General features: G+C 59.4%; 30 protein-coding genes and 1 pseudogene. 9 read left to right on the forward strand and 22 right to left on the reverse strand.

The window, feature by feature from the left end:
* The first annotated feature begins 346 nt into the window (after nt 1-346).
* The 5 genes from KQ307_RS06810 to KQ307_RS06830 all read left to right on the forward strand — a co-directional run bounded on the left by KQ307_RS06810 (nt 347) and on the right by KQ307_RS06830 (nt 1,885).
* Nucleotides 347-535, forward strand: coding sequence for a DUF1651 domain-containing protein (locus KQ307_RS06810; protein ID WP_259727411.1), 189 nt, complete (start codon nt 347-349; stop codon nt 533-535).
* A gap of 52 nt (nt 536-587) precedes the next feature.
* Nucleotides 588-833 (forward strand): hypothetical protein, encoded by a 246-nt coding sequence (locus KQ307_RS06815; protein WP_259727412.1) that lies wholly within the window; start codon nt 588-590, stop codon nt 831-833.
* A gap of 111 nt (nt 834-944) precedes the next feature.
* Nucleotides 945-1,124 carry a hypothetical protein gene (locus tag KQ307_RS06820; RefSeq protein ID WP_259727413.1) on the forward strand — a complete coding sequence of 60 codons (180 nt, stop codon included), beginning with the start codon at nt 945-947 and terminating at the stop codon, nt 1,122-1,124.
* A 117-nt stretch (nt 1,125-1,241) separates the two neighbouring features.
* Nucleotides 1,242-1,418: a hypothetical protein gene (locus KQ307_RS06825; protein ID WP_259727414.1), complete on the forward strand. Its 177-nt coding sequence runs from the start codon at nt 1,242-1,244 to the stop codon at nt 1,416-1,418.
* Nucleotides 1,415-1,885 (forward strand): helix-hairpin-helix domain-containing protein, encoded by a 471-nt coding sequence (locus KQ307_RS06830; RefSeq protein ID WP_259727415.1) that lies wholly within the window; start codon nt 1,415-1,417, stop codon nt 1,883-1,885. Before KQ307_RS06825 ends, KQ307_RS06830 begins: the two co-directional genes overlap by 4 nt.
* A 107-nt stretch (nt 1,886-1,992) precedes the next feature.
* Here KQ307_RS06830 and KQ307_RS06835 read toward each other — a convergent pair whose 3' ends face one another.
* The 5 genes from KQ307_RS06835 to KQ307_RS06855 form a co-directional block, all read right to left on the reverse strand.
* Entirely contained in the window at nt 1,993-2,847 is an 855-nt protein-coding gene (locus KQ307_RS06835; RefSeq protein ID WP_259727416.1) for a hypothetical protein, read from the reverse strand.
* Nucleotides 2,848-2,882: 35 nt separating this feature from the next.
* Nucleotides 2,883-4,382 carry a DUF1254 domain-containing protein gene (locus KQ307_RS06840; protein ID WP_259727417.1) on the reverse strand — a complete coding sequence of 500 codons (1,500 nt, stop codon included), beginning with the start codon at nt 4,380-4,382 and terminating at the stop codon, nt 2,883-2,885.
* A 176-nt stretch (nt 4,383-4,558) separates the two neighbouring features.
* The gene (locus KQ307_RS06845) at nt 4,559-5,053 is read right to left on the reverse strand and encodes a type IV pilin-like G/H family protein (protein ID WP_259727418.1); all 495 of its coding nucleotides are present in this window, start codon (nt 5,051-5,053) and stop codon (nt 4,559-4,561) included.
* Nucleotides 5,054-5,157: 104 nt separating this feature from the next.
* Complete coding sequence (locus KQ307_RS06850; protein ID WP_259727419.1) at nt 5,158-5,499, reverse strand: hypothetical protein; 342 nt, start codon at nt 5,497-5,499, stop codon at nt 5,158-5,160.
* A gap of 174 nt (nt 5,500-5,673) precedes the next feature.
* Entirely contained in the window at nt 5,674-5,859 is a 186-nt protein-coding gene (locus KQ307_RS06855; RefSeq protein WP_259727420.1) for a hypothetical protein, read from the reverse strand.
* Nucleotides 5,860-6,613: 754 nt separating this feature from the next.
* On the opposite strand from KQ307_RS06855, the gene KQ307_RS06860 reads away from it, so the two are divergent.
* Nucleotides 6,614-6,985, forward strand: a complete 372-nt coding sequence (locus tag KQ307_RS06860; RefSeq protein ID WP_259727421.1) for an AbrB family transcriptional regulator — start codon at nt 6,614-6,616, stop codon at nt 6,983-6,985.
* A gap of 32 nt (nt 6,986-7,017) precedes the next feature.
* Here the strand turns inward: KQ307_RS06860 and KQ307_RS06865 are convergent, their stop codons facing one another.
* The 3 genes from KQ307_RS06865 to KQ307_RS06875 form a co-directional block, all read right to left on the reverse strand.
* A complete protein-coding gene (locus KQ307_RS06865) occupies nt 7,018-7,398 on the reverse strand; it encodes a type II toxin-antitoxin system PemK/MazF family toxin (RefSeq protein ID WP_259727422.1) in 381 nt (126 codons plus the stop codon).
* A gap of 8 nt (nt 7,399-7,406) precedes the next feature.
* Complete coding sequence (locus KQ307_RS06870; RefSeq protein WP_259727423.1) at nt 7,407-7,529, reverse strand: hypothetical protein; 123 nt, start codon at nt 7,527-7,529, stop codon at nt 7,407-7,409.
* A 682-nt stretch (nt 7,530-8,211) separates the two neighbouring features.
* Nucleotides 8,212-8,724: a hypothetical protein gene (locus tag KQ307_RS06875; protein ID WP_259727424.1), complete on the reverse strand. Its 513-nt coding sequence runs from the start codon at nt 8,722-8,724 to the stop codon at nt 8,212-8,214.
* A gap of 280 nt (nt 8,725-9,004) precedes the next feature.
* Between KQ307_RS06875 and KQ307_RS06880 the strand changes: the two genes are divergently transcribed.
* A complete protein-coding gene (locus KQ307_RS06880; RefSeq protein ID WP_259727425.1) occupies nt 9,005-10,024 on the forward strand; it encodes an aldo/keto reductase in 1,020 nt (339 codons plus the stop codon).
* A 1-nt stretch (nt 10,025) separates the two neighbouring features.
* Here KQ307_RS06880 and KQ307_RS06885 read toward each other — a convergent pair whose 3' ends face one another.
* Both KQ307_RS06885 and purM read right to left on the reverse strand, forming a co-directional pair.
* Complete coding sequence (locus KQ307_RS06885) at nt 10,026-10,670, reverse strand: hypothetical protein (protein ID WP_259700821.1); 645 nt, start codon at nt 10,668-10,670, stop codon at nt 10,026-10,028.
* A gap of 70 nt (nt 10,671-10,740) precedes the next feature.
* Nucleotides 10,741-11,820 (reverse strand): phosphoribosylformylglycinamidine cyclo-ligase, encoded by a 1,080-nt coding sequence (gene purM / locus KQ307_RS06890; RefSeq protein ID WP_259727426.1) that lies wholly within the window; start codon nt 11,818-11,820, stop codon nt 10,741-10,743.
* 428 nt (nt 11,821-12,248) lie between these two features.
* Between purM and KQ307_RS06895 the strand changes: the two genes are divergently transcribed.
* A complete protein-coding gene (locus KQ307_RS06895) occupies nt 12,249-12,803 on the forward strand; it encodes a septal ring lytic transglycosylase RlpA family protein (RefSeq protein WP_259727427.1) in 555 nt (184 codons plus the stop codon).
* A gap of 45 nt (nt 12,804-12,848) precedes the next feature.
* The gene (locus KQ307_RS06900) at nt 12,849-14,429 is read left to right on the forward strand and encodes a bifunctional pantoate--beta-alanine ligase/(d)CMP kinase (protein WP_399253993.1); all 1,581 of its coding nucleotides are present in this window, start codon (nt 12,849-12,851) and stop codon (nt 14,427-14,429) included.
* A gap of 233 nt (nt 14,430-14,662) precedes the next feature.
* Here the strand turns inward: KQ307_RS06900 and KQ307_RS06905 are convergent, their stop codons facing one another.
* The 12 genes and pseudogenes from KQ307_RS06905 to KQ307_RS06960 all read right to left on the reverse strand — a co-directional run.
* Nucleotides 14,663-15,202 (reverse strand): low molecular weight protein-tyrosine-phosphatase, encoded by a 540-nt coding sequence (locus tag KQ307_RS06905; protein ID WP_259727429.1) that lies wholly within the window; start codon nt 15,200-15,202, stop codon nt 14,663-14,665.
* The gene (locus KQ307_RS06910; RefSeq protein ID WP_259727430.1) at nt 15,175-15,855 is read right to left on the reverse strand and encodes a HEAT repeat domain-containing protein; all 681 of its coding nucleotides are present in this window, start codon (nt 15,853-15,855) and stop codon (nt 15,175-15,177) included. Before KQ307_RS06910 ends, KQ307_RS06905 begins: the two co-directional genes overlap by 28 nt.
* Nucleotides 15,852-16,619: a HEAT repeat domain-containing protein gene (locus KQ307_RS06915; RefSeq protein ID WP_259727431.1), complete on the reverse strand. Its 768-nt coding sequence runs from the start codon at nt 16,617-16,619 to the stop codon at nt 15,852-15,854. Before KQ307_RS06915 ends, KQ307_RS06910 begins: the two co-directional genes overlap by 4 nt.
* Nucleotides 16,620-16,751: 132 nt before the next feature.
* Nucleotides 16,752-17,240, reverse strand: coding sequence for a phycocyanin subunit alpha (gene cpcA / locus KQ307_RS06920; RefSeq protein WP_259727432.1), 489 nt, complete (start codon nt 17,238-17,240; stop codon nt 16,752-16,754).
* Nucleotides 17,241-17,284: 44 nt separating this feature from the next.
* Entirely contained in the window at nt 17,285-17,803 is a 519-nt protein-coding gene (locus KQ307_RS06925; protein ID WP_259727433.1) for a phycocyanin subunit beta, read from the reverse strand.
* Nucleotides 17,804-17,978: 175 nt separating this feature from the next.
* Entirely contained in the window at nt 17,979-18,296 is a 318-nt protein-coding gene (locus KQ307_RS06930; RefSeq protein ID WP_259727434.1) for a CpeR family transcriptional regulator, read from the reverse strand.
* The gene (locus tag KQ307_RS06935; protein ID WP_259727435.1) at nt 18,293-18,925 is read right to left on the reverse strand and encodes a chromophore lyase CpcT/CpeT; all 633 of its coding nucleotides are present in this window, start codon (nt 18,923-18,925) and stop codon (nt 18,293-18,295) included. The genes KQ307_RS06930 and KQ307_RS06935 overlap by 4 nt, the downstream gene beginning before the upstream one ends.
* Nucleotides 18,926-18,938: 13 nt before the next feature.
* Nucleotides 18,939-19,643 (reverse strand): phycobiliprotein lyase, encoded by a 705-nt coding sequence (locus KQ307_RS06940; protein ID WP_259727436.1) that lies wholly within the window; start codon nt 19,641-19,643, stop codon nt 18,939-18,941.
* A complete protein-coding gene (locus KQ307_RS06945) occupies nt 19,606-20,352 on the reverse strand; it encodes a phycobilisome rod-core linker polypeptide (protein ID WP_259727437.1) in 747 nt (248 codons plus the stop codon). Before KQ307_RS06945 ends, KQ307_RS06940 begins: the two co-directional genes overlap by 38 nt.
* A gap of 84 nt (nt 20,353-20,436) precedes the next feature.
* The gene (locus KQ307_RS06950) at nt 20,437-21,915 is read right to left on the reverse strand and encodes a phycobilisome rod-core linker polypeptide (RefSeq protein WP_259727438.1); all 1,479 of its coding nucleotides are present in this window, start codon (nt 21,913-21,915) and stop codon (nt 20,437-20,439) included.
* Nucleotides 21,916-21,948: 33 nt separating this feature from the next.
* Nucleotides 21,949-22,818, reverse strand: coding sequence for a phycobilisome linker polypeptide (locus KQ307_RS06955; RefSeq protein WP_259727439.1), 870 nt, complete (start codon nt 22,816-22,818; stop codon nt 21,949-21,951).
* A gap of 204 nt (nt 22,819-23,022) precedes the next feature.
* Nucleotides 23,023-23,170: pseudogene (locus KQ307_RS06960) on the reverse strand (bleomycin hydrolase); the annotation flags it as partial.

A 23,170-nucleotide genomic window follows, 5' to 3' on the forward strand; every position in this document is an offset into this window, starting at 1 on the left:
CGTAGAGCTCGATAAACTTGGGCAGAGACAGACCCGACTGGAACTGGATCCGATTCATAGCCATGGCAATCAGAGCTGGTACATGTGTATCAGTCTAGGCGACAGGCAGCAGGCGGCGGATCTTGCTACCTAATCAAGAAATCTAAAGGACTCCTACGCTAGGAGCATCAGCCAATCGCCCTATGAACTCTATCTCTCAGGGATGAACAAGCTCATCCAGTTAGAAAGAATCTTGGAATAGCCGCACTGATAATGTTGGCCTACCACCACCCCTCTTTTCGTCTAGGCGAGTGGATGTTCGTCGTCTGTGCCCTGTGTGAGTAGCCATAGATGTGCTGGCCGCCAGGTGCTGCGCTTTACCCCGTCCCGCTGGGAGCGCACCTACCAACGGCTTGAGATCACCAGCGGAGAGGTGCTTCCTGATCAGGAGATCCCGTTGCTGAAATCACGCTGGGAGCTGAGCCGGGCGGAAGCCCTGAAGCTCTGGGCCGAGAAGCGCCAGCGGGGCTGGAGGCTCTGCAGCCCCAAGTGGTGATCACCACCACCTCCCAAACCGATCGCCCTCCACCAAGCTGAGCACAGAACCGATGACCACCGCCTGGCCGATGAGCAACAGCCACCAGCCACGGCGTTATCGCCTGGTTGATCACCACGGCCAACCCCACCTTGAGCTCGATGAGCACTTCGAGTCGATCGAGGAGGCGTGGGCGTTCGCCACCCACTGGTGGCAGCAGCGACAGCCCACTGGCGAGCCGGCCACCCTGGTTGGCCTTGGCCTGGAGGTGAGCACCGAGAGCGGCGGGTGGCGCACCCTGCGCCATTCGCAGGGCTGATTCCACTTCTGACAAGACTCTGCATAGGGGGGCCACACAGCCCAGGCCCCTCCTGAGCAGGCGGTTTTTATAGTTCGGATACAATCAAATGAAGCCACTGTTGCCTTTCACTTGCAGAAACTCGTTGGACCACTGCGTAGAGCGTTGATCTATGGCCTGATTAGCTATTCTGGGCTTGTTCTGATCAACAACTCAGAGCTGGACCTCCCTAATATGTGGATTGCCTATCTGCCGATGTTTATCGGTGTCTATGTGGTCACGCAGTGGCTAGATAAAAAGTTTGGGAGCTGAGAGCCCCGAGATTTGACGCGTCTTCATCCGTTGAGGACAAAGCCTTGCTCATCCTTCAATACCACTACACCTGAATCTCCGCCCAGCAGGCTGGGCTAGCCGGGAAGCTCTGTAAAGGTGAGGCCACAGGCCACATTCGCCCTGCCACGCACGTCTCCCAGCGATCCGGCCCAGGCCAGCCCGCAGCCCACCGAGGTGCTGGCAGGCTCGATCGAGCGCGTCACCTTCTACAACGCTGACAACGGCTTCTGCGTGCTGCGGATTGAGGTGGGTGCGGCCACCGCGAGCTGGTGACGGTGGTGGGCCATGCCGCCGAAATCAGCGCCGGCGAGTGGGTGACGGTGAGCGGCACCTGGGTGAACAGCGGGGAGCATGGCCAGCAGTTCAAGGACTCCTTCCTCAGGGCCTTGGCCACCACCACCGCGGAGGGCATCGAGAAGGACCTCGGCTCGGGGATGATCCGAGGCATCGGGCCGATCTATGCCAGCAAGCTCGTGGCGACCTTCGGCGATCAGGTGTTCGAGGTGATTGAGCAGGCGCCCGAGCGGCTGCGGGAGGTGCCGGGCATCGGCCAGGTGCGGGGCCAACGGATCAGCCAGGCCTGGGCCGATCAGAAGGTGGTGCGCGAAATCATGGTGTTCCTGCACAGCCATGGCGTCCGCACCGCCCGGGCGGTGCGGATCAAGCGAAAGTCGCGCACCACCGCGTCCTGCGCCATCGACGGCCAGGCGAGCATCAGTAAGCCTGGAAGCAGCCAGTAGGGACATTTCTATCTCTACTTCCTTTGCAATTCGTGGTGAAGGGAATCACCTTGGTTGCATTAAGGGTGGTGGGTACCAGCTGCCGCCGCCGCGCGGCACACAGGCCACTACTTGGCGCCAGCGTTGTACTGGTAGTTGCCTTCGAGCTGGTCAAGAACGACGGTGTTCGGCGGGTTGGAGTCAGCGGCGGCAGTCAGAACCATCTCCTTGTCCAGTTTGCGTGATCTGAACTGCCATCCCTTCGGCAAGGTCAAGCGCTTGCCCAGGGTTGGCAGGTTATCGATGGTGTTCTTGGGATCGGCTTTCAGGGACAGGCTGAACATGGTGTACACGGCGCCCTCGGGAGTGATCAGCTCATACACCGTTTCGCCCGCATTGAAGATCATGCGACTGTCACGTTTTGAGACCAACGGCTTGTAGGCCACGGGCGGTCCGGAAACGAACGTGTCGAAACTCGGGACTTCGAAGGTGCCGTCCAGGTTCAAGGGGATGGTGCCGATCACTCTCTGCTTGCAGCCATCCCAGGACATCGCCGTTAGGCTATTCGCCACGAAACGCCGCGGGCCATTGAAGAAGATTCCATCGCCCCCGAACTTCTTCTTCAAGGTCTCCGTATTCAGATCGCGGAAGCGCGCGTCCATTTCGTCGTTGGGCGCTGGAAGGGCGTTGCTGAGAGAGTTGAAGTAGTTGCCAATCCCACCGCCGTTGGGCTGGCGGAACATGAACAGAATCTCGTAGAAGGCCTTGCCGCGCCAGTTCTCAGCCTTGATCGGGCAGGGATCCGTCAGTTTGACGATCGGTCCGGCTGCCGGTTTGGCTTGGGCTTGTGCCGTGGGGTGCCAGCCCACCGAAGCGACCAGCGCGGCAGCGGTGAAGAAGCTAGGCAAGACGTTATGAATCAACTTCATGATTGAAACGTTCGATGGGATGGTTGAGGGTGAATCGATAGAGCGAATGGCCATGAGCGCTGATCAGAGACCGAGATTGACGAATCCGATCATTGCGCCTGCATCACCGCCGGCGGCTTCCAACTGCCTATGCCGGGGGGCAGAATTGACGGCGGCGTGGGTTTTGGCCAGTACAGGCGCATCACCATGTAGATCGGCCCGTCTGGCGCGGGCAGCCAGTTGGCTTCCTTGCCTTTGCCAGGCGAATCCTTCTGGATGTAGAGGGTGAGCGACCCATCCGCGTTCTTCTTCATTGCGGGCAGCATCGGCGAGTTGATCAGGTAGCGGTTGATCGGGTTGTCGATCAGCAATTGCGTCTTGCCGTCGTACATCGTGACTGACCAGAACGAATTCACCGGCGGCAGCTGGTTCTTGCCGAACGTCAGGGTATAGCGGTGCTTGCTGCCGTCGAGTGCGGCGCCGGTGTTATCGGACTTGGCCAGCGGGTACATGGCTTCGACGGCATCGTTGCCGTAAATGCCGGCCAGTGCGGCGGCGGCACGGAGCTCGTAGTCGCCCTTGAAAAAGGCGCGGTCGCCGAAGGCTGCACCGACCAGCCAACCGTTGATGTCCTTGCCGATCTTGTCGCGACGCTTCTCGATCGCTTCATAACCCTGCTTCACGGCCAGGCCCACCGCAGCCTTGTGCTCAAGCGAAAGGTCCTTGAAGTTGAAGGTCTTGCCCGGGCCGATGCCGATGCTGGCGAACTTGGCACGCAGCTCCTTTTCTTCCGGCACCACGGGCGCGAACTGGAGCAGGAAGTCGAGGGTGGCCGCGAAGTCGGTCTTGAACGGGTCCTGACCAACGAAAGGTGGGAACGCGATGGCCGGCGCAGCGGGTGGCGCTGGCTGCTTCAGGAAGGCCGACAGCGGCTTGGCGCGGATGCCGGCCTGCACCTTCTTCACGTTGTCGATGTCGGCGGCGTTGAAGAGCTGGGTGCGGAAGATCATCAGGCTGAACTGCGTCTCTGAGCGAAACACCTTGGCGATGCCTTCTGGTTTATCGCCCTTCCAGTTGGGGCCAGCGACCAGATAGCAGCCAGCGCCGTTGCCGGTGGTGCGGCTGCCGACGTAGCCGTAGTTGAAGGAATACAGGTCGGCCAGTTGCACCGAGAAGTATCGACCCTTCTCGATCTCGGGCACGCAGAACACCAGCGGCTCGGCGCGCAGGTCGGCCTGGACCATCGAATAGGGCGTGTCTGCGTTCGGCGTCGGGATGGCCGTGTCTTTGGGGGTGAAGGTCTTGGCGTCGTTCCAGACCTGGTTGAAGCCGGCCTTGAACTGCGGCGACGCCTTGTCGACGTTGAACTCGTACATCGCCTTGTAGGCAGCGATCATCGGGAAGCCGTAGACGTAGGCCTGCTCGGCGATGCGCTTCATCTCCTCGATGCCGGGCGCAGGGACGCCGGCCGTTACATCCTGCTTAACCGTCTGACTTACGGCTTCTTCGCGCCTCCCAAAGGCGGGGAGCACCGACACCGATACGAGCAGCAAGCCCAGCAGTCCAGCTCGGAAAGCGACGTTCGCCGAGCGCATGTTCACGTGATTCATCGCCAGAGGCCCCATCCAATAAGAAAAACGACTCGAACCTTCATTTTAGACAGAAAAATCTTCATATTCTTGCTGAAAAAGCAGCACAGGGATAAGGATTAAGCCAAATCATGGTTGACAGACCAACGACTCCTTCATTTGCGTACGCTCTTCCTGACTGCGGGCTGAGACAGGACTCATTGGTTAACCATCGAGGCCTTCACTTCGATCGAGGCATCCCCACACTGCACGAGGCGGCCAGTGGGATTGGCCACCAGGGTTCCCAGCACAAGCTGAGGATCCGAGGGGCGGATTTGGCCTGGCTGAATATTTTGGCAGATGATCGTGGTGATTTTAGGGTTCTGGCTGGGGGTGAGGAAGGCCACTCCCACATAGGCATTGAGCAGGCCCACTTTCGGCCCCTGGGCTGGAATCACGTAGCTGTAGGCGGCTTCCGTGGTGGTGCGCACGGCGTAGTCGAAGCTTTCGGGCAGGGTGATGCCAAAATCCTGCTGAATGTTGGACACCGTGGCACGGAAAAAGCCATTCCTCTGGTAGTAGGTGCGCTGAGCTTCCATCATTTTTGCCACTGCATTCAGCGCGGCATTCTGATCTGGATTTGCCGGAAGCTGAGCGTTTGCAGGCAGGCCTACCACCTTGACCGCACCCAGCAAAAGGGCGGAGATCGCCATTGACCTCAGCATGGTCTTACGGAAGGCATGAAGCATGAACAGACTCTGTTTGCTGGTGGCAATCCGGCGAAGTTACCAGGAGGAAGGCCTCCTTCACAGCCCTTTCAGGCCGGCGCCCCATAGGCCACCTGGCAGACCGCATTGAGCAGCTGGGCTTCTGCCGCAGAAGCCGGCGGTTGGCCGTCGACGAGGCCCGCCTGGCAGTGCGCTCCACCGAACAGCTGTGTGCCTCCATCGACGTTGTAGGAGAAGCTCGCCCTCTGGCTGCCCACGGCTTCCACGGAGCTGTAGTTGAGCACGTAAGTGGTTGGCGGCACCGTGAGCACAGCAGATTGCTGCGCCGTCGCCTTTTTCACCAGCGCCGTGATGGCCGCACCTGTGGACAGACTCCCCAGCCCCCAGGCGGCGGCACTGGGACCCCACCAGTTCCAGGCGGCAGGATTCACCTGATACCAGCCTGCGCTCCAGGGCCGTGCCCCCCAGTGGCCGCCATTGACCCAGGCTGGATGGAAGCCGGCTTAAGGCCTGGCGTAGAAGCCGCGGACCACAGCGCCGACCCCCACAGCTGGCCGTACAGACGCGCCATAGACCGGGTGGTAGCCCACGTAGCCGCCGCGAACTCAAACGTCACCACCGAATCGATAGCCGCCCAGACCCCTGCCCCAACCGCCTACGCCCACTCCGCCACCCAGTCCGAGACGGGCCAGGGCCGGCTGGATACCCTGGCTGGCGGCCGTGGCCAGGCTGATCATCACCAACAGTGCTGCAGTGGCACGGAGCCACACGTTGGTGTCTCGAGACCGCATCGGGTGGGGCGATCGCCGCGAGCAGACGGTTCGAACTTGGCTTTGTCTAGTACCAACCTGTCAAGGAGGACGGTGATCAGACGAGGAACGTCGCCAGCCGATGTTGGGATCAACCCCAAGGCCTGCGAGAACGTGCACTGAACGTTGACGAGAGTTCCATGGTTTGGTGCATGGGAAGAAAGAGGCCAAGCGCAGCGGCCCCTGCTAAGCAGGAGGTCTTCTCCCAGCTCGTTTCATGAAAAGGATCCATAAACTCGCCTTCTTAGCCGTCTCTGGTGTGGCTTTCTCCCTGGCCGCAGGCAGTGTCTGCCTGGCACGACCGAACCCCGGGGGTATCGGGGGGCCGGCATCCGGGGCGGGTGTGGCTCCTGGGGCTGGGTTCGGTGCGGCAGGGCCTGGCCTCGATCGGGAACCAGGGGTGGGAGCAGGTGGTATCGGCGGCCCTGCCTCCGGTGCAGGGGTCCTGCCCGGCGTCGGTGTGGGAGAAGCAGGTATCGGTGTGGAGGCACGACCCGTGGAGAATCCAGGTGGTCTCGGTGGTCCTGCCTCTGGAGCCGGGGTTCGCCCTGGAGCGGGCTTCGGGGCACCAGGCGCGGGGATGTACAGGCGCTGATGCAACCGGGTGTATAGATCTGGACCGCAACGGTGACAGGCAAGCCTGCGAGAGCCTGCGCTCGGAGGACGGACACCCGCACCTTTTGGCTCTGGACGTCATCGGATTGCTCGTTACCTTCAGGTTTTGAACTCCACGCCCATGGCCCTCATCGGATCTGAACTGCTCGCCAAAGTCAAGGAGCTGGGTGATGCCTCCAAATCCGAGCTGGTGCGAGCTGCTGGGTACTTCACCCATAAGAAGGATGGCAGCGAGCGGTTGAACTTCACCGCTTTCTATGAGGCGCTGCTGGAGGCCAAGGGCGTCAGCCTGGGCGATGGCAACAGCAAAACCAAAGGGAAAGCAGGCCGCAGCTTGAGCTATGTGGCCACCGTGCAAGGCAACGGCAATCTTCTGGTCGGCAAGGCCTACACCGCTTTTCTGGATCTGCAACCCGGCGATGAGTTCGAGATCAAGCTGGGACGCAAGCAGATCCGCCTGGTGCCTTTGGGTGGGGCCGACGAGGAGGAGTGAGCTGCTGACACTAGCCGTGGCCGCTACAGCCTTTATGTAAGCCCTCCGATGGCCAGTACCACCAGCTGGCGCAGTTGCTGCAGTTCGGCGGGGGTGACGCAGGAGTCAGTGGCTGTTGTGATGCGTGTCTTGGCCACACAGGTGAGATTCTGAGGGAGCAGATAGCTCACCTTCTTGCAGCCGTTGGGCGCGCTGGGTTGCAGCACCACAGTCAGGTCGGCAATGGCCAGTTCGGGGTCGCTCGTCATCGGCACCACCAGGACGGTGGGATAAGCAGGGTCAAACAGTTCGCAATCCTGCACGACCACAGCCGGTCTGAGCTTGTTGGGCTCCGGGGGGTGAGGGTCTTGATCGGGGTCATCTGGATCTTTGCGCCAGTCGACCGTGACAATTTGCCCTGCCTTCAGCTCCACGCTTGCGCTCAGCGGCCGAGAAGTTCAAGTGTGGCCCAGTCGCCGATGAAAGACTTGGCGTCCGGATCAGCCGCGATGTGCTCGGCCACGGTTTTGCTCTGGGCCCGAATCCGTGCGCGCAGAGCCTCCATGGCGCTCACCGAACTGCTCACCTGCACCACGCTTCTCCCCCCACGTTGCCGGCGGCGGACGGAAAAGGGAGCTTCTGGCTTTTGGCTGGCTTGATCGGCTGGGGTCATGACGGCAGCGGCTTTCGCCAACCTCATGGGCTGAGAGTTCTACGTTAGGCGCCATTCCGGTCTTGACCCATGGACCACCTGGCCCAGCCAGGTGGTCCATGGGTCAAGGGGCCTGCACGACAACGCCCGGTGACGAGGCCATCGGGCTCGGAAGCCGTTTGGTTGGTGGGGGCGGAGCTGCTGACGCTGGCACCTGGGGCCAGCTGATCTCCAACTGGAACCAATGCTGTAGTGGCGACGGGAGAGGAGACAGTCTTCTCCGAAGGAGGAGCGCGTCTGGTTCGCGAGTCCGGAAGATCAAGGAGTTTGTCTCCGCTGCTTTGGCAATGGCCTCATGGCGAGCCGCCACTGACTGGTCTGGCCCACGCAGGTGTCACCCCTCGCGTGCAGGCGTTCCTCAGCACCGTTTAGGGCCAAAAGAGTCCGTCTTTAGGCACGCTTTTAGTCACTGCATTCCTGATAATCAAGTCTGGGCCTTGGAGCCTGGAGGATTGCAAATCCTTTATCCCCAGTTCGAATCTGGGTGCCGCCTCTCTTCTGATCGTTCCTGGGGGATCTGGGCTGCGGTCGTGGGTCAGAAGCCGGCCTCGGCGCTCCAGAGTTCCTGGCTCAGGGCCCTGGCTTTGCAGCGCACCTGGTTTCTTTCCACCTGGCAGCTCCCATTGGCAGGCCAGGCCTGGGGCAACCCCTTGGCCAGACCGCGGCCATCGAAGCTCCGTTCACTGACGCTGGCCACCGTGGTGCTGATTGCTTCCCTGAGCTGGCAGCGGCCCTGCTGACAGTCCATCGGTGGGCTGCCGGGCGCCAACACCCCCACGAAGACGAGTTGGTTGCTCTCCTCCGGCTGCAGGCCCGCACTGATGAAGCGAATGGTCAGCTGGCCCGTCTGCTGCTCGAACTGCACGGAGTTGCAGGGGGCCTGGGGGGCTTCTGCCAGGTTGCTGCTGCAGGTGCGGGCCGCGCGCTGCAACCGGCCGATCGGGTCGCTCGGCGGGGTGGTTCGGGGTTCGGCGTTGGCGGCGGCTGCAACAGCCACGCTGCCGGCCAGGAGGCTCAGCAGGGCGGCGCAGTGCATGGATCGAGGCATGGGTCCAGGCATGGCGAGGAGGCTTGATCGATCCATTGCACCCATTCTCGGTTGCGGCCCGGATCAGGTCTCGGCATCCGCCACGCAGAATCCCTGGCACCGGCGGCCATTGCTGGCGGTGCGGCCGCAGTGATGGCAGAGCACAGCATCGCTGGCGGGTGCGGCGGGCTGGCATGGAACAGCACCTGCCGGCTCAAGGCGGGAGGGTGGAGCGTGCGGGTCCAGGCGTCGATGGCGGAGAAGATGATCATGGCGTCAACAGGCTGGGAGCTGCGCTGCGATGGGTGTTGCGAAGGTGGTGGCTTCAGCGACCGGGCATTCGCCTCCGGCTCCCGCCGGCCAGCCTTCGATCGGAGTGGGCACCTGGGCCTGGGGAAATCAGTTCCTCTGGGGCTACCGACCCGAGCGGGATGACCAGGCTCTTGAGGCCACCTTTCATCGAGCCATCGAGCTGGGGCTGCGTTTCTTCGACACGGCCGATTCCTACGGGACAGGCCGTTTCAATGGCCGCAGCGAAGCTTTGCTGGGCCGCTTTGCGGCCTCCCTGGCTCCGCAGCAGCGAGAGGCCCTCTGTGTGGCCACCAAGTTGGCCCCCTTTCCCTGGCGCCTGGGCCGCCAGGGCTTCGCACGTCCCTTCGCGGCCTCGCTCCGGCGCCTGGAGGGGAAGCTCGACAGGGTGCAACTGCACTGGAGCACGGCCCGCTATGCCCCCTGGCAGGAAGGTCCCCTGCTCCAGGGGCTGGCCGACCTGGTCGAACGGGGCGCCGTGGCCAGTGTCGGCGTTTCGAATGTGGGGCCGAGGCGCCTGGGCGAGCTCCAGCGGTTGCTCGGCGAGCGAGGCCTCCCTCTGGCCAGCCTGCAGGTGCAGCTCTCCCTTCTGTCACCGCAACCGGTGGCGCCCGGCGGCCTTGCCGACCTGTGTCGCCAGACCGGTATCGAGCTGATTGCCTACAGCCCCCTTGCTCTGGGGTTGCTCACCGATGCCACCGGACAGGGACAACCGCTGCCCCGCGGTCCGCGCGGCCTGCTGTACAGGCGTCTGCTGCCGAGAATCGAGCCCTTGCTGGTGGAGATGCGTCGTGTCGCCAGCTCGCACGACGCCAGGGTGGCGGAGGTGGCGATCAACTGGTGCCGCTCCCATGGCGCCCTGCCGATTCCTGGGCTTCGCAGTGTGGCCCAGGCCGAGATGGCTGCCGCTGCCCTGTCCTGGACGCTCAGCGATGCGGAGGTTGCCGGCCTGGATCGACTGGCCTTCGCCTTGCCTGTGGGGATGCCGGCCAATCCGTTCCAGTCCGGTTGACTCAGCCCACCGCCCGGGGTGCCGTGGGGTCAGGGCTGAGCACGACCGGCAGCGAAGCGGGCCGCGGCAGGTTGACCAGAGCTGGCCTCGGCGGTGCGGCGCTCAGCCTGAGCGGCTCGCCGGCCGCCTCGGGATGGCTGTCGCCGTCATCGCCATCACAGCTGGCGATCGCTTCCTGCATCAGGGATTCGAAGGTGTTGCCGGGGAGCCGGTGCCTGGCCAGTTCCAGAAAGGTCCGGGCAATGGACTCCTGGGCCGCCCCCTGCAGGGCCGGGTTGTTGCGCCGTTGCTCCTGTTCCTCCTCGATCGAGCGGATGAAGCGCTCGGTCACATCCCGTTTGGTGGTGGCCCTGATCCGGGTTTCCTGCTCCAGGGGGGAGAGGACCAACTGCTGGGCAAGTTCCTGCAGGCGCCGGGTCAGGCTCTCGAGCACTTCGCGGGCTTCCTGGCCGATCAGGTTGAGCTGGCCCTCGGAGAGGCGGGGCAGATCCGAGACATACACCTTGCCGTGGTCCCTGAGGGTCAGGAAGGTGGCCCGCATCGGACTGGGATGGGGTGTGACCTCCCTTGATCGGCGGGGGGGGTTGGGGGGTAAGGGGCCTGCGGAGCTGCGCCGCCGGGTGAGGCGTCCATTGGTTGAAGTCATCGGATATCCGGTTGCTGCCAGTCAGGGGAAGTTGGCTTGTGCCCAACCGCTGACGTTGTCGACAGCACCATCATCCAATGCCGACTGGCCCAGCCGTGGTTGGGGGGGATGGCGGTTCGAGGGGCAGGCCCTCCAGCCCTTGCGCGGGGGCAGGTCCGGGCTCGACGGCTCCAAGACACCAGGCGCCCACACCCAGCTCGGCGCAGAGGGCGATCGCGGCGGACTGGTCCTGCTCGGGAACCACCAGGCAGAAGCCCACGCCGAGATTGAAGGTGTTCCAGAGATCCGGCTCGGGCACCTCTCCCTGCTGCTGAAGCCAGCGGAACAAGGCAGGCCGCTCCCAGCTGTTGGCATCGATCCGGGCGTGAACGCCTTCGGGAAGGCAGCGGGGCAGGTTTTCCGGCAAGCCCCCGCCGGTGATGTGGGCCATGCCATGGGGATGGATCCCCGCTTCCCGCAGGGCTTTCACCACCCGGACGTAGAGGCGCGTCGGTTGGAGCAGGGCCTCGATCACGGTCTGGTCACTGCCGGGCAGCTGGCAGTCAGGCGGAACCTCCCGCGCTTCGAGGATGCGCCGGACAAGGCTGAACCCGTTGCTGTGGACGCCGCTGCTGGCCAACGCAATGATGCGATCACCGGCGATCACCTGGCTGCCGTCGATCAGCTCGTCTTCTTCCACCACGGCGACGCAGAAGCCGGCCAGGTCGTAGCGACCGGGGGCGTAGAAACCCGGCATCTCCGCCGTCTCCCCCCCCAGCAGGGCGCAGCCGCTCTGACGGCATCCTGTGGCGATGCCCTCCACAACGGCGGCCATGGCGGTCGGCGTGAGCTTGCCGGTAGCGATGTAGTCAAGGAAGAAGAGGGGATCGGCACCACTGGTGATCACGTCGTTGACACACATCGCCACAAGGTCGATCCCCACGGCCTGGTGTTGACCGTGGGCCTGAGCTAGCTCCAGCTTGGTTCCCACCCCATCGGCACCCGCCACCAGCAGAGGCTTGCGCATGCCGGCAGGCAGGCGGCAGAGGCCACCAAAGCCGCCGAGGCCGCCAAGCACTTCGGGGCGCCGGGTGGACTCGACGCTGGCACGAATCCGCTCAACGAAGGCCCGTCCGGCGGCCACATCCACTCCTGCAGTGCGGTAATCCATGGCTTCAGGTCGGTGAGGACATCGCTGCGACCCGGTGATCCTCTGATGGAGAGCGGCAGCTGCCCGGCCCCAGGAGCAGAACAAGTTGTCTGGACCATGGACGAATTTGAAATTGGCACGCATGAGCATCAGCCCTGCTGATGCCTTTCATCCGATTCGCTGATCGATGAAACGGAGTTGCAGCCGGTCTTGGCACTGTGCTGGCGGGCGATGTCAGCGATGATGACAATTTCTGATCATTTCGTTGCACGAATTCGTAGCGGCCAGATTTTCCGGAATGCCGTTAAGTTCCATTCGTCGTTGTTTTTCTCCAGGAACTCCATCGCTCGATTGCTTCCTCTCACGCTTTTCGATTGAGAAGAATTGATCGTTGATGCACCGCTGATTGATCAGTGGTTGCTGTCTGTTGACGGCGATTTCCGTTTGTTATGCCCTCTACCCTTTCTCTCGGCGCCCTCGCGCTCCTGCTTTCTGGCAGCGGACTTTCCATCCCTGCCCTCGCTGACACCAGCCAGACATTCCCCAGTCCGCTGGTTGCCATGGCCCGGCCGGTCGAGAGCTCCGATCCGGCTCCCTCACCCTCTGGCGATGTCGCCATCCGGGAGGTCGAACCAGAGCCCGTGGTGGAACCGAAGCCCCTGCCGGTTGTTCCCCAACCAATCGCACCGCTCCCCCAGCCTCGCCGCGTCAAGCAGGTGAGCAGAGGCGAAGCCAGTTGGTATGGCCCTGGCTTCTTCGGGAATCGGACCGCTAACGGCGAAGTTTTTCGCCCTGGCACCTTGACCGCCGCTCATCGCACTTTGCCTTTCGGTACCCGGGTGCGGGTGACCAACCTCTGGAACGGTCGCAGCGCCGAGGTTCGCATCAATGATCGGGGACCCTTCCACGGCAATCGCGTCATCGACCTGGCCCATGGAGCCGCCCAGAAGCTCGGGCTCACCGCCAGTGGGATCGCCCAGGTTCGCCTCGAAGTTCTCCAGTAGCTTTGCTGCAGCAGGCTGCAGGTTGGGCTCAGACTCCATCCACCTGTGATTTTGCTGCGAACCTGCGATGAACTGCGCCGCTGGTGCGGGCCACCCCAGCGGCGTCAGCGGCCTCTTAACTTTGTACCCACCATGGGCGCCCTGCATCCTGGCCATCTCAGCCTGATCAGCAGCGCCCTTCAAACCCGTCCCAGCCCCAACGGCGAGGTCTTGCGCCCGCGGGTTCTGGTCAGCCTGTTCGTCAACCCGCTGCAATTCGGTCCGCGGGAAGGCTTTGTCTCCTATCCCAGGGACCTGGGGGCCGACTGCCGCACAGCCGAAAACGCGGGTGTAGAGGCGCTGTTCGCCCCAAGCGAACAAGAGCTGTTCCCTGGAGGGGAGAGCGAGCTCACCCGGGTGATCCCTCCGCCGAGCCTGATGGGGTCGCTCTGCGGCCGCTCCCGCCCTGGTCATTTCGAGGGTGTCGCCACGGTGGTGGCGCGGCTGCTGGCCCTGATCCGCCCCGACTGCCTGCTGCTCGGCGAGAAGGATTGGCAGCAACTGGTGATCCTTCGGAGGGTGGTGGCCGACCTTGGTTTGGCTGTCGAGGTGCGGGGATGCCGCACCTGGCGCGAGCCCGATGGGCTGGCCGGCAGCTCTCGCAATCGCTATCTCTCCGCCCAGGAACGCCGCCAGGCCGCTGCCTTGCCGGCGGCGCTCCGATCGGTCCGCGTCAGGCTGGCAGCCGGGGAGCCGCTTGGCGAGCCGATGGTTCAGAAGCTGAGGCTTGACCTTGAGACGGCTGGCCTGATCGTGGAATATGCGGATCTGGTGGATCCCGCCAGCCTCCAGCCCCTGCCTACGCTGGCCGGTGGCCAGAGGCTTTCCCTGCTCGCTGTGGCGGTGCGCTGCGGCTCGACGCGACTGATCGACCACCTTCTGCTGATGCCTCGCTTGCCAATCGTTGCCATTGATGGACCGGCCGGTGCCGGCAAGAGCACAGTGACCCGCGCCTTCGCCAAGCAGATGGGACTGATCTATCTCGATACCGGGGCCATGTACCGAGCCGTCACCTGGTGGGTGCAGCGGCACGGGGTCGATGCGGCCGATGCTGCTGCCATCGAACCCCTGCTGACGGGCCTGGAGCTCAGCCTGGAGGGTGGCGGGGATGGCGACCTGCGGGTGCTGGTCAATGGCCATGACGTGACAGTGGCGATTCGCGACCCGTCGGTGACGGCCCAGGTGTCGGCGGTGGCGGCCCACGCCTGTGTGCGTGAGGGCCTGACCCGTCAGCAGCAGGCGATGGGCGAGAAGGGGGGGCTGGTGGCCGAAGGCCGCGACATCGGCACCGCCGTGTTCCCCCACGCCGATCTAAAGGTGTTTCTTACGGCCACGGTGGCGGAGCGGGCCCGGCGGCGGGCCCTCGATCTTGAGCAGCGGGGCTTCGCTGTCCCTCCCCTCATGGACTTGGAAACCCAGATTGCGGAACGCGACCATCTGGACTCAAGTCGAACCATTGCGCCATTGCGGCAGGCGGAGGACGCCGTCAAGTTGATCACGGATGGGATGGGCGTTGAAGCGGTGATCGAGGCGTTGGTGGAGTTGTTTCGAGAGCGGGTACCGGAGGATGCTTGGCCAGAATCTTGAAGGTTTGTTTCGAAGCCACCTTCGGACACATCCTCTCGCCGGTAGGCTACAAAGCATCAAGATTGACAAGTTGCCACTCGCAATGACATCAAGCACAACGACATCGAACTTCTCGCCAACAGCTCTGAATCATTCAAGCGTTTCGGCTTCTGCAATTCGACATCCGTCTGAGCGCCCTCTAAGCAGTGGCGATCAGGCCTTTGGCATGATGATCCATTCCATGGTGAGCATGGTTAAGAATGGCTCCTCTCGTTGAGGCTGGCCAGTAACCCTGCGCAAGCATCTTCAAGCAGATCGAGCACATCTTCAAACCCAGTATCGCCGCCGTAGTAGGGATCAGGAATTATTGCTGCTGAAAACTTGCAGCAATAATTAGTGATCGGTTCTATTAAGGCAATTTTGGTTCGGTCAATCCCACTTTGTGCGGCCATTTTGCGCACTTGCTTGAGGTTTTCCTGATCCATCGTGAGGATCCGATCGAAGTTCATGAGATCGTCCTCTGTGATTTGGCGTGCTTTGCTGACTAAGTTGATCCCACGTTTCGCCGCCGCTGCCCGCATTCTCTTGTCGGCATCATTTCCGACATGCCATGCGCCTGTTCCGGCAGAATCAACAAGATAGTTCGACTTTAATTCGGTTAAGCCCAACAGATGAAGAAAAACCCCCTCGGCAGCGGGCGATCGACAAATGTTGCCTAAACAGACGAAAAGGATACGCTGTGTCGTGTTCAATTCAGGCTGAGCTTTCACTTGGTTAAGTTGCGATCTGGCCATTTGGCTTTCAGCCGTCTAAGAGCCAAGTCTGCCCGCATTCTTACCACCATCACAGGCTCCTGCTCTTCATTGACAAGGCCGCTGAGGCTCTCGATCAACCTAGAGGCGTCTTCAGAAAGTAAATGTAGGGCCGGTGTGAGTTTTTCTAGACCAACCGCTACGGCGTAGCGAACAATCCACTCCCCATCGCTCAGGCCCCTCTCCAGAGATGCTAAACAGCGACGGATGACCTCCACTTGCTGCTCCTGCCCAAGGCCCTGCAGCTGCAGTTGACCGAGTCCATGGGCGGCTGCTCGACGCACGCTTGGTACCATGTCCTTTGCCAAAGCCTGCTCCAAAACTGCAAGTCCTCGGACGTCGCCGATACCAGCCAGGACCCTGATCGCCCAGGCCCTAGCTCCGTAGTTGTGTTGATCCAGATTGGCGAGCAGCGGAGCAACCGCCGGCTCACCGATCGAGATCAGGCCATCCACCGCCGCCACGGCGGCTCCTGGGTTGTTGTAGGTGAGGATCTCCATCAGACAGTCCAGGCTGCCAGGGTCAGCCTTGGCGCTGAGTGCTTCGGTGGCGTCAAGTAGCGCCTCGCCAGTGCTGGCCAGTTTGACAGCAGCAATCAGACTTGCCAATTCATCTGGGGATGCGGACGTCGTCACAGCAAGCCATCCATCGCCCTCAAAACAGCTTCAGCGCTGGATGAGTCTGTAGCAGCCTCTGCAAGGCCTCGAAGGGCGATCAGTTTGAGGCTGTTCTCGGCCAGGGTTGTGCAGATGGCTCCTAATGCTGGTAACCATCCACAGGCTCCCAAGTCTAATAGCGCCGAGCGGCGCACTTGCAACTGTGGGTGACGAAGCATCGCGACAAGGCGCTCTCCCCAGCAGGGCTGTCCTGTGAGCTGAAGGAGTGCTCGTGCGGCGGCATTGCTCACCACCGGGCGCTCATGCTCGAGGAATGGGGTGATGACTTCCAGCACCTCGGAACTTGCCACGCCCAGCTCTCCCAGGGCCTCAATGAGGGCATCGCAAGGTTCGACCAGACGAGCCGTGCCAGGCTGAGAACGGCCCGGTCCAGAAAGCCCTCCTTTCAGGCGGCGAGCGAGTGGCTCAACGGCCATTCTTGCTCCTAGGCTTGCAAGACTCCTGGCCGCCGCTTCACGAAGTCCTGGATCATCATCCTCGAGTGCAGAGAGCAGATCGGGAATAGCCTTGTGCGCTGCCGGCCCAAGTTTTCCGAGAGCTCGTGCGGCATTTCTAGCCACTGCAGTTGCATCTAGATCCTGCCCTGGATCAACAACGTGGCGGTCTCGAAGGGCTTCTCGCAACAACGTGATGGTTCTTGGGTCATTGCTGCGATGCCTCCCCAGCCACCAGGCGGCGTAGTAGCGGGAAGAGGCATCATCAACCATGCCGAGCCGGCGCAAGGCCTCGGCTTCGTTGATGGGGCTTCCTACTGGCTCCGGGTCCGCTTGCGTCACCATCTAACAAGAGCCCAAAGAATCCATAAAAAATGGGGGTAGTAAGCCCCCATGATAGACACGAGTGCCTTTGTCTTGTCAGACTAGAGCGTTGATCGCATAGTCGAGGTAGTTATTGGCTTCGGTTGCCGATTCGCCACTCAGGCCATGGTTGGACTTGATATAGCGCAGAGCTTCTACATACCATGAAGGTGAGAGCTCGAAAGTACGATTAATCTCGTCAAGTCCAGCAATCAGGTAGTCGTCCATCGGGCCTGTCCCACCTGCGACCAAGCAGTAGGTCACCATACGGAGGTAGTAGCCAACGTCACGGGCACACTTCGCTTTGCCCTCCGAGGTGGAAGCGTAGTTAGGCCCTTGTTGCTGAGTTGTGTAAGGGAACTTGGTGTAAACAGCCTGGGCGGCACCGTTGACCAAGGCGTCGGCTTTGGCGGTGAGTTGCTTGGCGGCTTCAAGACCTGCCTTGGCACGACCAAATCGACCGAAGGCGGCTTGAATCTCCGTGTTACTAAGCAAACGAGCTTGGGAGTCAGCGGTGGAGACGGCTTCTGTGAGTGGGGATTTCATGGAATGTGAAGAAGGAAGAAAGGGTTGAAGACTTCTCTACAGTCTTAAGCAACAGAGGATGCGGCGCGGTCGAAGTAGGTGCCGATCTCTGAAGAGAGCGCTGTACAATCGCCCTGGGTGATTCCGCCGCGATCATTCACAATGCCGAGAGCGGCTTCCTTCATCTTGCGAACACCTTCTGCAACAGAAGCGCCAGGTGTACCCAGGGCCAAGTAGGTTTCACGCAAACCATTCAAACAACGATCCTCCAGAACACTGGAGTCTCCGTTGAAGATTGAATAGGTCACATAACGAAGGATGATCTCCATGTCGCGGAGGCAAGCAGCCATGCGGCGGCTGGTATAAGCATTGCCACCGGGGGAAATCAGGCCGGGTTGCTCAGCAAAAAGGGCGCGAGCGGCGTTGGCGACGATCGAGGATGAATTGCTTGTGATGCGATTGACAGCATCCAGACGCTTGTTGCTGTCTGAAACCATCGCAGCCAAGGCATCGAGTTCGCCAGCAGAGATGAAGCTGCCACGCGCATCAGCTTGGGCGATAACTTTTGTGAAAGCGTCAAACATGGGGTTGGCACCTATTCTTTGAGGGAGTGTCGTGAAATACCCTAACAAACTCCCGAACGTCGAAACGCTAGGGGAAAGGGCTTCGCTGGCTTGCCGATGCCAAGCACTGGGGGCCAAGCGATCTGTCTATTATTTAATGCGCATGGTCCAGGGGGAGGGAGGTGTTAACAAAAGGTCACCCACGCTCGTCAAAACGACTGTAAGACCCTCCTTTTTCTGCCCAGTATTGTAGTAGCTCACCCCAGTGCTGATTCAGCATTGAGGCCTTGCCTTGAAGCACGCGGATAGTGCGATTTCCTGAAGAAAGACTCTTGTCGGTGTTCACGCTGATGAGGTGTCCATCAAGGCTCTCAACGGCTTCCGCGAAGCGATCAATCGCGTTCTGCTCAAGTGACTCCATGAGCAGAAAATTGCCTTTCAGGACAAGGTGGCGGCTCCGTATCCAGCTCCTGAGACGCTGCTTGGCCACTGGGGGCAGAACGGCTCCACTCATGGAAGTGGCTCATCAGAATCAAAAGATTGTGTCAACTCGTGAGCAAAACTCTCAATGAGCTCAAACTCAAACTGTCGCTCAGTGAGCCCCCAGCGTTGTTCATGGGTCTTTGGGTCACAGCCGAAATCACGGCTACGCCATAGGCCTTCTTCAAGCAGAACTTCACTGACTAGATAGGTGAGCTGGCCGTCGCGGGGCACCATGCAGCGACAGCCTTCTTCAAGCTGGCCCCGGAAGCCACCTGTGTCTCTTGGGAAGAACTCCATAGCGCAGCCAGGTCTTGCAGTCAGTTTGCTACGTTCCAAGGTCTGCAGAAGACTGGGCTCATGGCTAGCTCCAGCCACCAAGAGAGCATCAGGTGGACTGAAGTTATCGAATCTGAGCCGATCTGATAGTTGTCTTACATGGTGTACACCTTGCCGATACGGACGCCAGAGGTCAAAGGTGTAGGACTGTTCTGAGTACAGCCAACAACCATCAAAGCCAGGAGCATTGATGGGGCGAAAGGCCAGTTGTATATGAGATACTTCAGTAGAATAGGCCGCGAACTGGCGATCATTACGGAAGGAGCCCACCATGAGCTGAATACATTGACGAGCTTCGGCATCGCTCAACTGCGTCTTATTCATTGTCGATGTCTACTCAGCTCCTATTCTGTTGGCGAATCTCTGAAGAAAAAGAAGCTTGAACAATACCTTGGCCACCCTGGGTTCGCATCATCGACACTCGCAGTCTTACATCCTTTGTGGCAAACCAGATGCGCTCTTCTGCGCTTGAGCCCTGATAAGGGGTAAATAGTGTGAACGCCCCATCGTCGCCAAGTCTATAGTGACCTACGGCAGGAATTTCTTCTGTATAACCTATACTTCGGAGTAGCCTTCCACTTCTTGCGTCATCCGGCACTGGGACGAGCAGGCATTCACCAGCGCTGACTTCTGATTCATCCCAATCGGAACTCCCGCGCCACGACATCCGAAAAGGGTTAGTAATAGCCTGACTCTCCACCTCATTAGACTCCAGTAGCTGGATTAACTCAGCAGAATCATGGGGCTCAGCAATGATTTCAATCGTGGATTCGACCTCCTCTACATGCCGAAAGGCCAGGTTGTGACCACTTCGCTTGGAATGCCATGTCCCAAGGGATCTCTCGACGAAGTCTGAGATTGAGATATCGGCCAAGGTCTTCAAGTCTTTGAGTTGCGGTTTAGTCTGGAGGTTCTTTGAGTAGAGCTGGACTAATGAATCTGAAATATGCAAGAGAAAGCCACCATGACTAACATGGTGGCAATACACTGTAATTTGTTCGAGTTTATTTGGCGACAGGCTTGATCGTGCGAATGCGAGCACCCTGGCGCTGGATCACATTGATTCGCTGGCTGAGTTGAGCATAGTCAACAGTGATGACTTGAGCAGCCCGTCGGTTGACCCCGCTGTTGCGGGGCATGTCGATTACAATTTCGAAGCGTCCGTTTCGATTTCCGCCCGATCGAGTGGCTGTCGGAGGATTGGCCGATTCTGCGATGTTGGAGGCCAAGCTGCGAGCGTTTGGCTGGCTTTGAGCTAGGTCGCTGCTGGCAAAACCGCGGCATTGGTTGATCGTGCGCAGGAAGTCTCTTGTTTGGGAGAGCTGGGCCGAATCTGTGCGCGTGAAAGGGGCAATATTATCTCCGAAAACGGAGCTGTATTCGTCACTCTCAATGTAGGAGAGAATGTCGGCTTCATAGCCTGCAGCTGCGTAGGTGGCTGTATGTTCGGCAATTTCTGCCTGATTCCGGGGCGCGCGGCCAAGCAAATGCTTGAAGTTTAATTCGATGAAACGATACTGTGAGTTCGTGTCAAAGAATCTTTGCCTGTAGGCATCAGAAAGGGCGACAGCGGCGACAAATTGTCTGACGGAAATGTCACGATTCCGCAGCTGTGATTCTGTTGTAGTTAAGCGATCGGACTCAGTTACGTGAGCATTCCCCAGGACTTGACGATAGACTGCGAGCATGACATCGTCTAGCTCCATTTCGCTTGAACTCGCCCAGAGTTCACTTGTGGGGTTGGATTGCATCCAGAGAGACATTGTTTTGGCCTAAGGGAGAGATGAATGAAGGCAGAGTTGAGAAGGCTGAGGCTAAGCTTGGATAAGCGGATCTCAGACGATCTCACTTATGCTCAAAATTCGGCCGCTTGTGCTGTGAATGAACTTTAGTTGACTCGTCATGCGGTCTCCAGCAACCTCATAGGTTGTTGTCGCCTTACGACGACGACTCCCGAAGGTTTGGCTTGTGACTTCAATGCGGTAGCGCTTGCCAGGCGGCTGCATCGATCCACTGGATGCAGTCGAGCGCAGTGGAATGATCTGATTGGCTCCTCCGGTCACCTGATTGAGCAGTCGAGAACTGGTGAGCTGACGGTCCCCACCGCTGAAGCCATTGACGAGTGCAAGCGTACGGTTGAAATTGCTTTGGCTGCGGCCCTGCTCAGACTTAACGGCTCTAAGATAGGGAACAACGTTCTCTCCAAAGCTGTTGATGTATTCTGCGCTGTTGACAAAGTAATCAATCGTGGCTGTATATCCTTGGCGAATCACGATGTCAAGCGGAACTCTGAATTCTGCTTGATTTTCTGGAGCACGTCCAAGCAGTTGCTTGAATAGCAACTCGACAAAGCGATAGGGTGAAGACTTGGCAAAGAATCGCTGTTGATAATGATCTGTTAGACAGAGTTCACGGACGAAGGCTCTGACACTTAGTTTCCCGTCAATCAGTTGCGATTCAAGTGAAGCTGGAATGTCCCCTTCCATCAGGTGTGGATTGCCAAGCACCTGGCGGTAGACGGCTCGAATCACTTGCTTGACATCTTCGGCGCTGCTGCCAACCCAACGCTCTAAGCGTTCTTGATCTTGCTGTGAGACTCCAAAGCCAGCGTAGAGTGAAGGGCTGAGAGGTGCAGTGTCAAGCCCTGAGGTGGAGCGCATCGGCTTGTAAACAGCCGTTGGAGATGGATTGTATCGGCCGAAACTCAAGCCCGACATAGCCCTTGCCGCCGCAGCAAGGTATGGAAGGGTTTGCGATCGTTTCGGTTGGGAGTTATCACTGCTGCTGTTGGTGCCCTTAAGTAAGAGCATCTTGGTGTAATTGTTCTGAGCAAGACTGACTTGGCTAATCACAGAACGCAGATAAGGAACGGTGTCCTCTCCAAACGCATTTAGATATTCTTCGCAGTTTGTGTAGCTTTCGATTTCCGCAATAAGGCCTTTGTTTTGAAGTAGTGTTACATGGCCGGACACTTCTGCTTCTGACTGCGGAGCACGACCAAGAAAGTGCTTGAAATTAAGCTCTACAAAACGGTGGGGTGAGCATGTTTCGAAGAAGCGACGACGATACAGTTCTGAGCAACCAAGTTCAGTGATAAACTCGCGAATTGATCGTTCGCCGTTTGTTAGCCTGGATTCGGATGTGAACAGCCGTTCACTCTCCATCACGCCAATGTTTCCAAAAACCTGTTTGTAGGCAGCACGAATTGCAACCTGGCAGGCCTCTGTTCCCGCTTGAGGCCAGAAACTTGTTGGAGCTATGTTCGGCTGCATCAGATTGGCAGTCGCAGCCTGATACCGATTAATGGTGGGCATGGGATGATAATGAATAGGACTAAGGTGAATCGATCAATTGACAGGGTTCACGCTTGCTATTTTTCCGCCTTCAGCGTGGATGCGCCGAAACTGTTCTGAGAGTTTGTCGAACGGTACATAGAACACTCGATTAGATTGGCGATAGCGAGAAAACTTTTGAACATTGTTTGCTCGGTATCCGCTCACCTGAATCTTGTAGATTTTGCCTTCCTGGCCCGCTCCAACCCCTGCTCGGGTTTTGCCCACACCATTCTGGGGTGCAAGCCGGAAGCTGCTAGCTGTATTGCCAGGGCTGATCACCGGGAAGCTCGTGTTCTGGTAAGCGGCACTACCAAGTTTGGGGGCAATGCCGGCTACGTCTCCCTTGAGATCGCTGCTGCTGGCGCCCCGAGTGAGCTGGAACATCCAGGTGAATTCGCGCATACTCTTTCCAGGACCGGTTTGCCAGCCGTGCAGGTAAGGAACTGTATCCTCGCCAAATCGATTTTGATATTCGGCGCTATCGATAAAGCTATCGATATCGGATTGATACCCGAAATGATCTAGATTTTCGCTATGGCCCCGCAACTCTTCGAAGTTGTCTGGAGCTCTCCCAAGCAAATGCTTGAATGTGAGTTCAATATAGCGATACCGACTGCATGTATCGAAAAATCGGCTTTGGTACGTGGCACTTTTGGCTAGCAGTCGAACAAACTCGCGAACGCTGATACGGCCAAGCTTGAATTGCGATTCGGCTACGATCTGGCGCTCTTCCTCCATCACATAGGCATTTCCAAGGACCTGACGGTAAATGGCTCGGATGATGACGTCCTTGTCAGCGTTGGCATCACCAGAGAAATGCTCTTGAGCGTTGATAGATGTGAAGCGCTCTACACCAAGGAAGGAGGCAGGTCCAAAAGTCATGCTGGGAGTGCTCGGGGAACTGGTGGCATACCCTGGGGCCGCGGGTGCCAAGGTTTAAGTCTTGAAAATCATACTAAAGGCTTCCTGCCCATTGCCTTTTAGTACGTCATCTGTTACCTCAAGAGGCCTATAGAGGTTTGAGCGCTTTGAAAAAAGGCCCCGTTAGGGGGCTTTTGGAGAAGTAGTTGATTAGCGCCTTGGGCCTCAGGAAAGTGACTCGATCACATAGGAGAGCAGAGCCTTGAATTCCTTGGCGGCTTCAGGGCTCATGTCGCGCGGTGCGCAAGCGCGCTCACGGGTGTAGGAGAAGGCCTCCACATAAGCTGCGGTGGGCAGATTGAGGGTGCGGTAG

It is taken from the genome of Synechococcus sp. CS-1326 (genome assembly GCF_025128115.1).
Lineage (GTDB): Bacteria > Cyanobacteriota > Cyanobacteriia > PCC-6307 > Cyanobiaceae > Regnicoccus.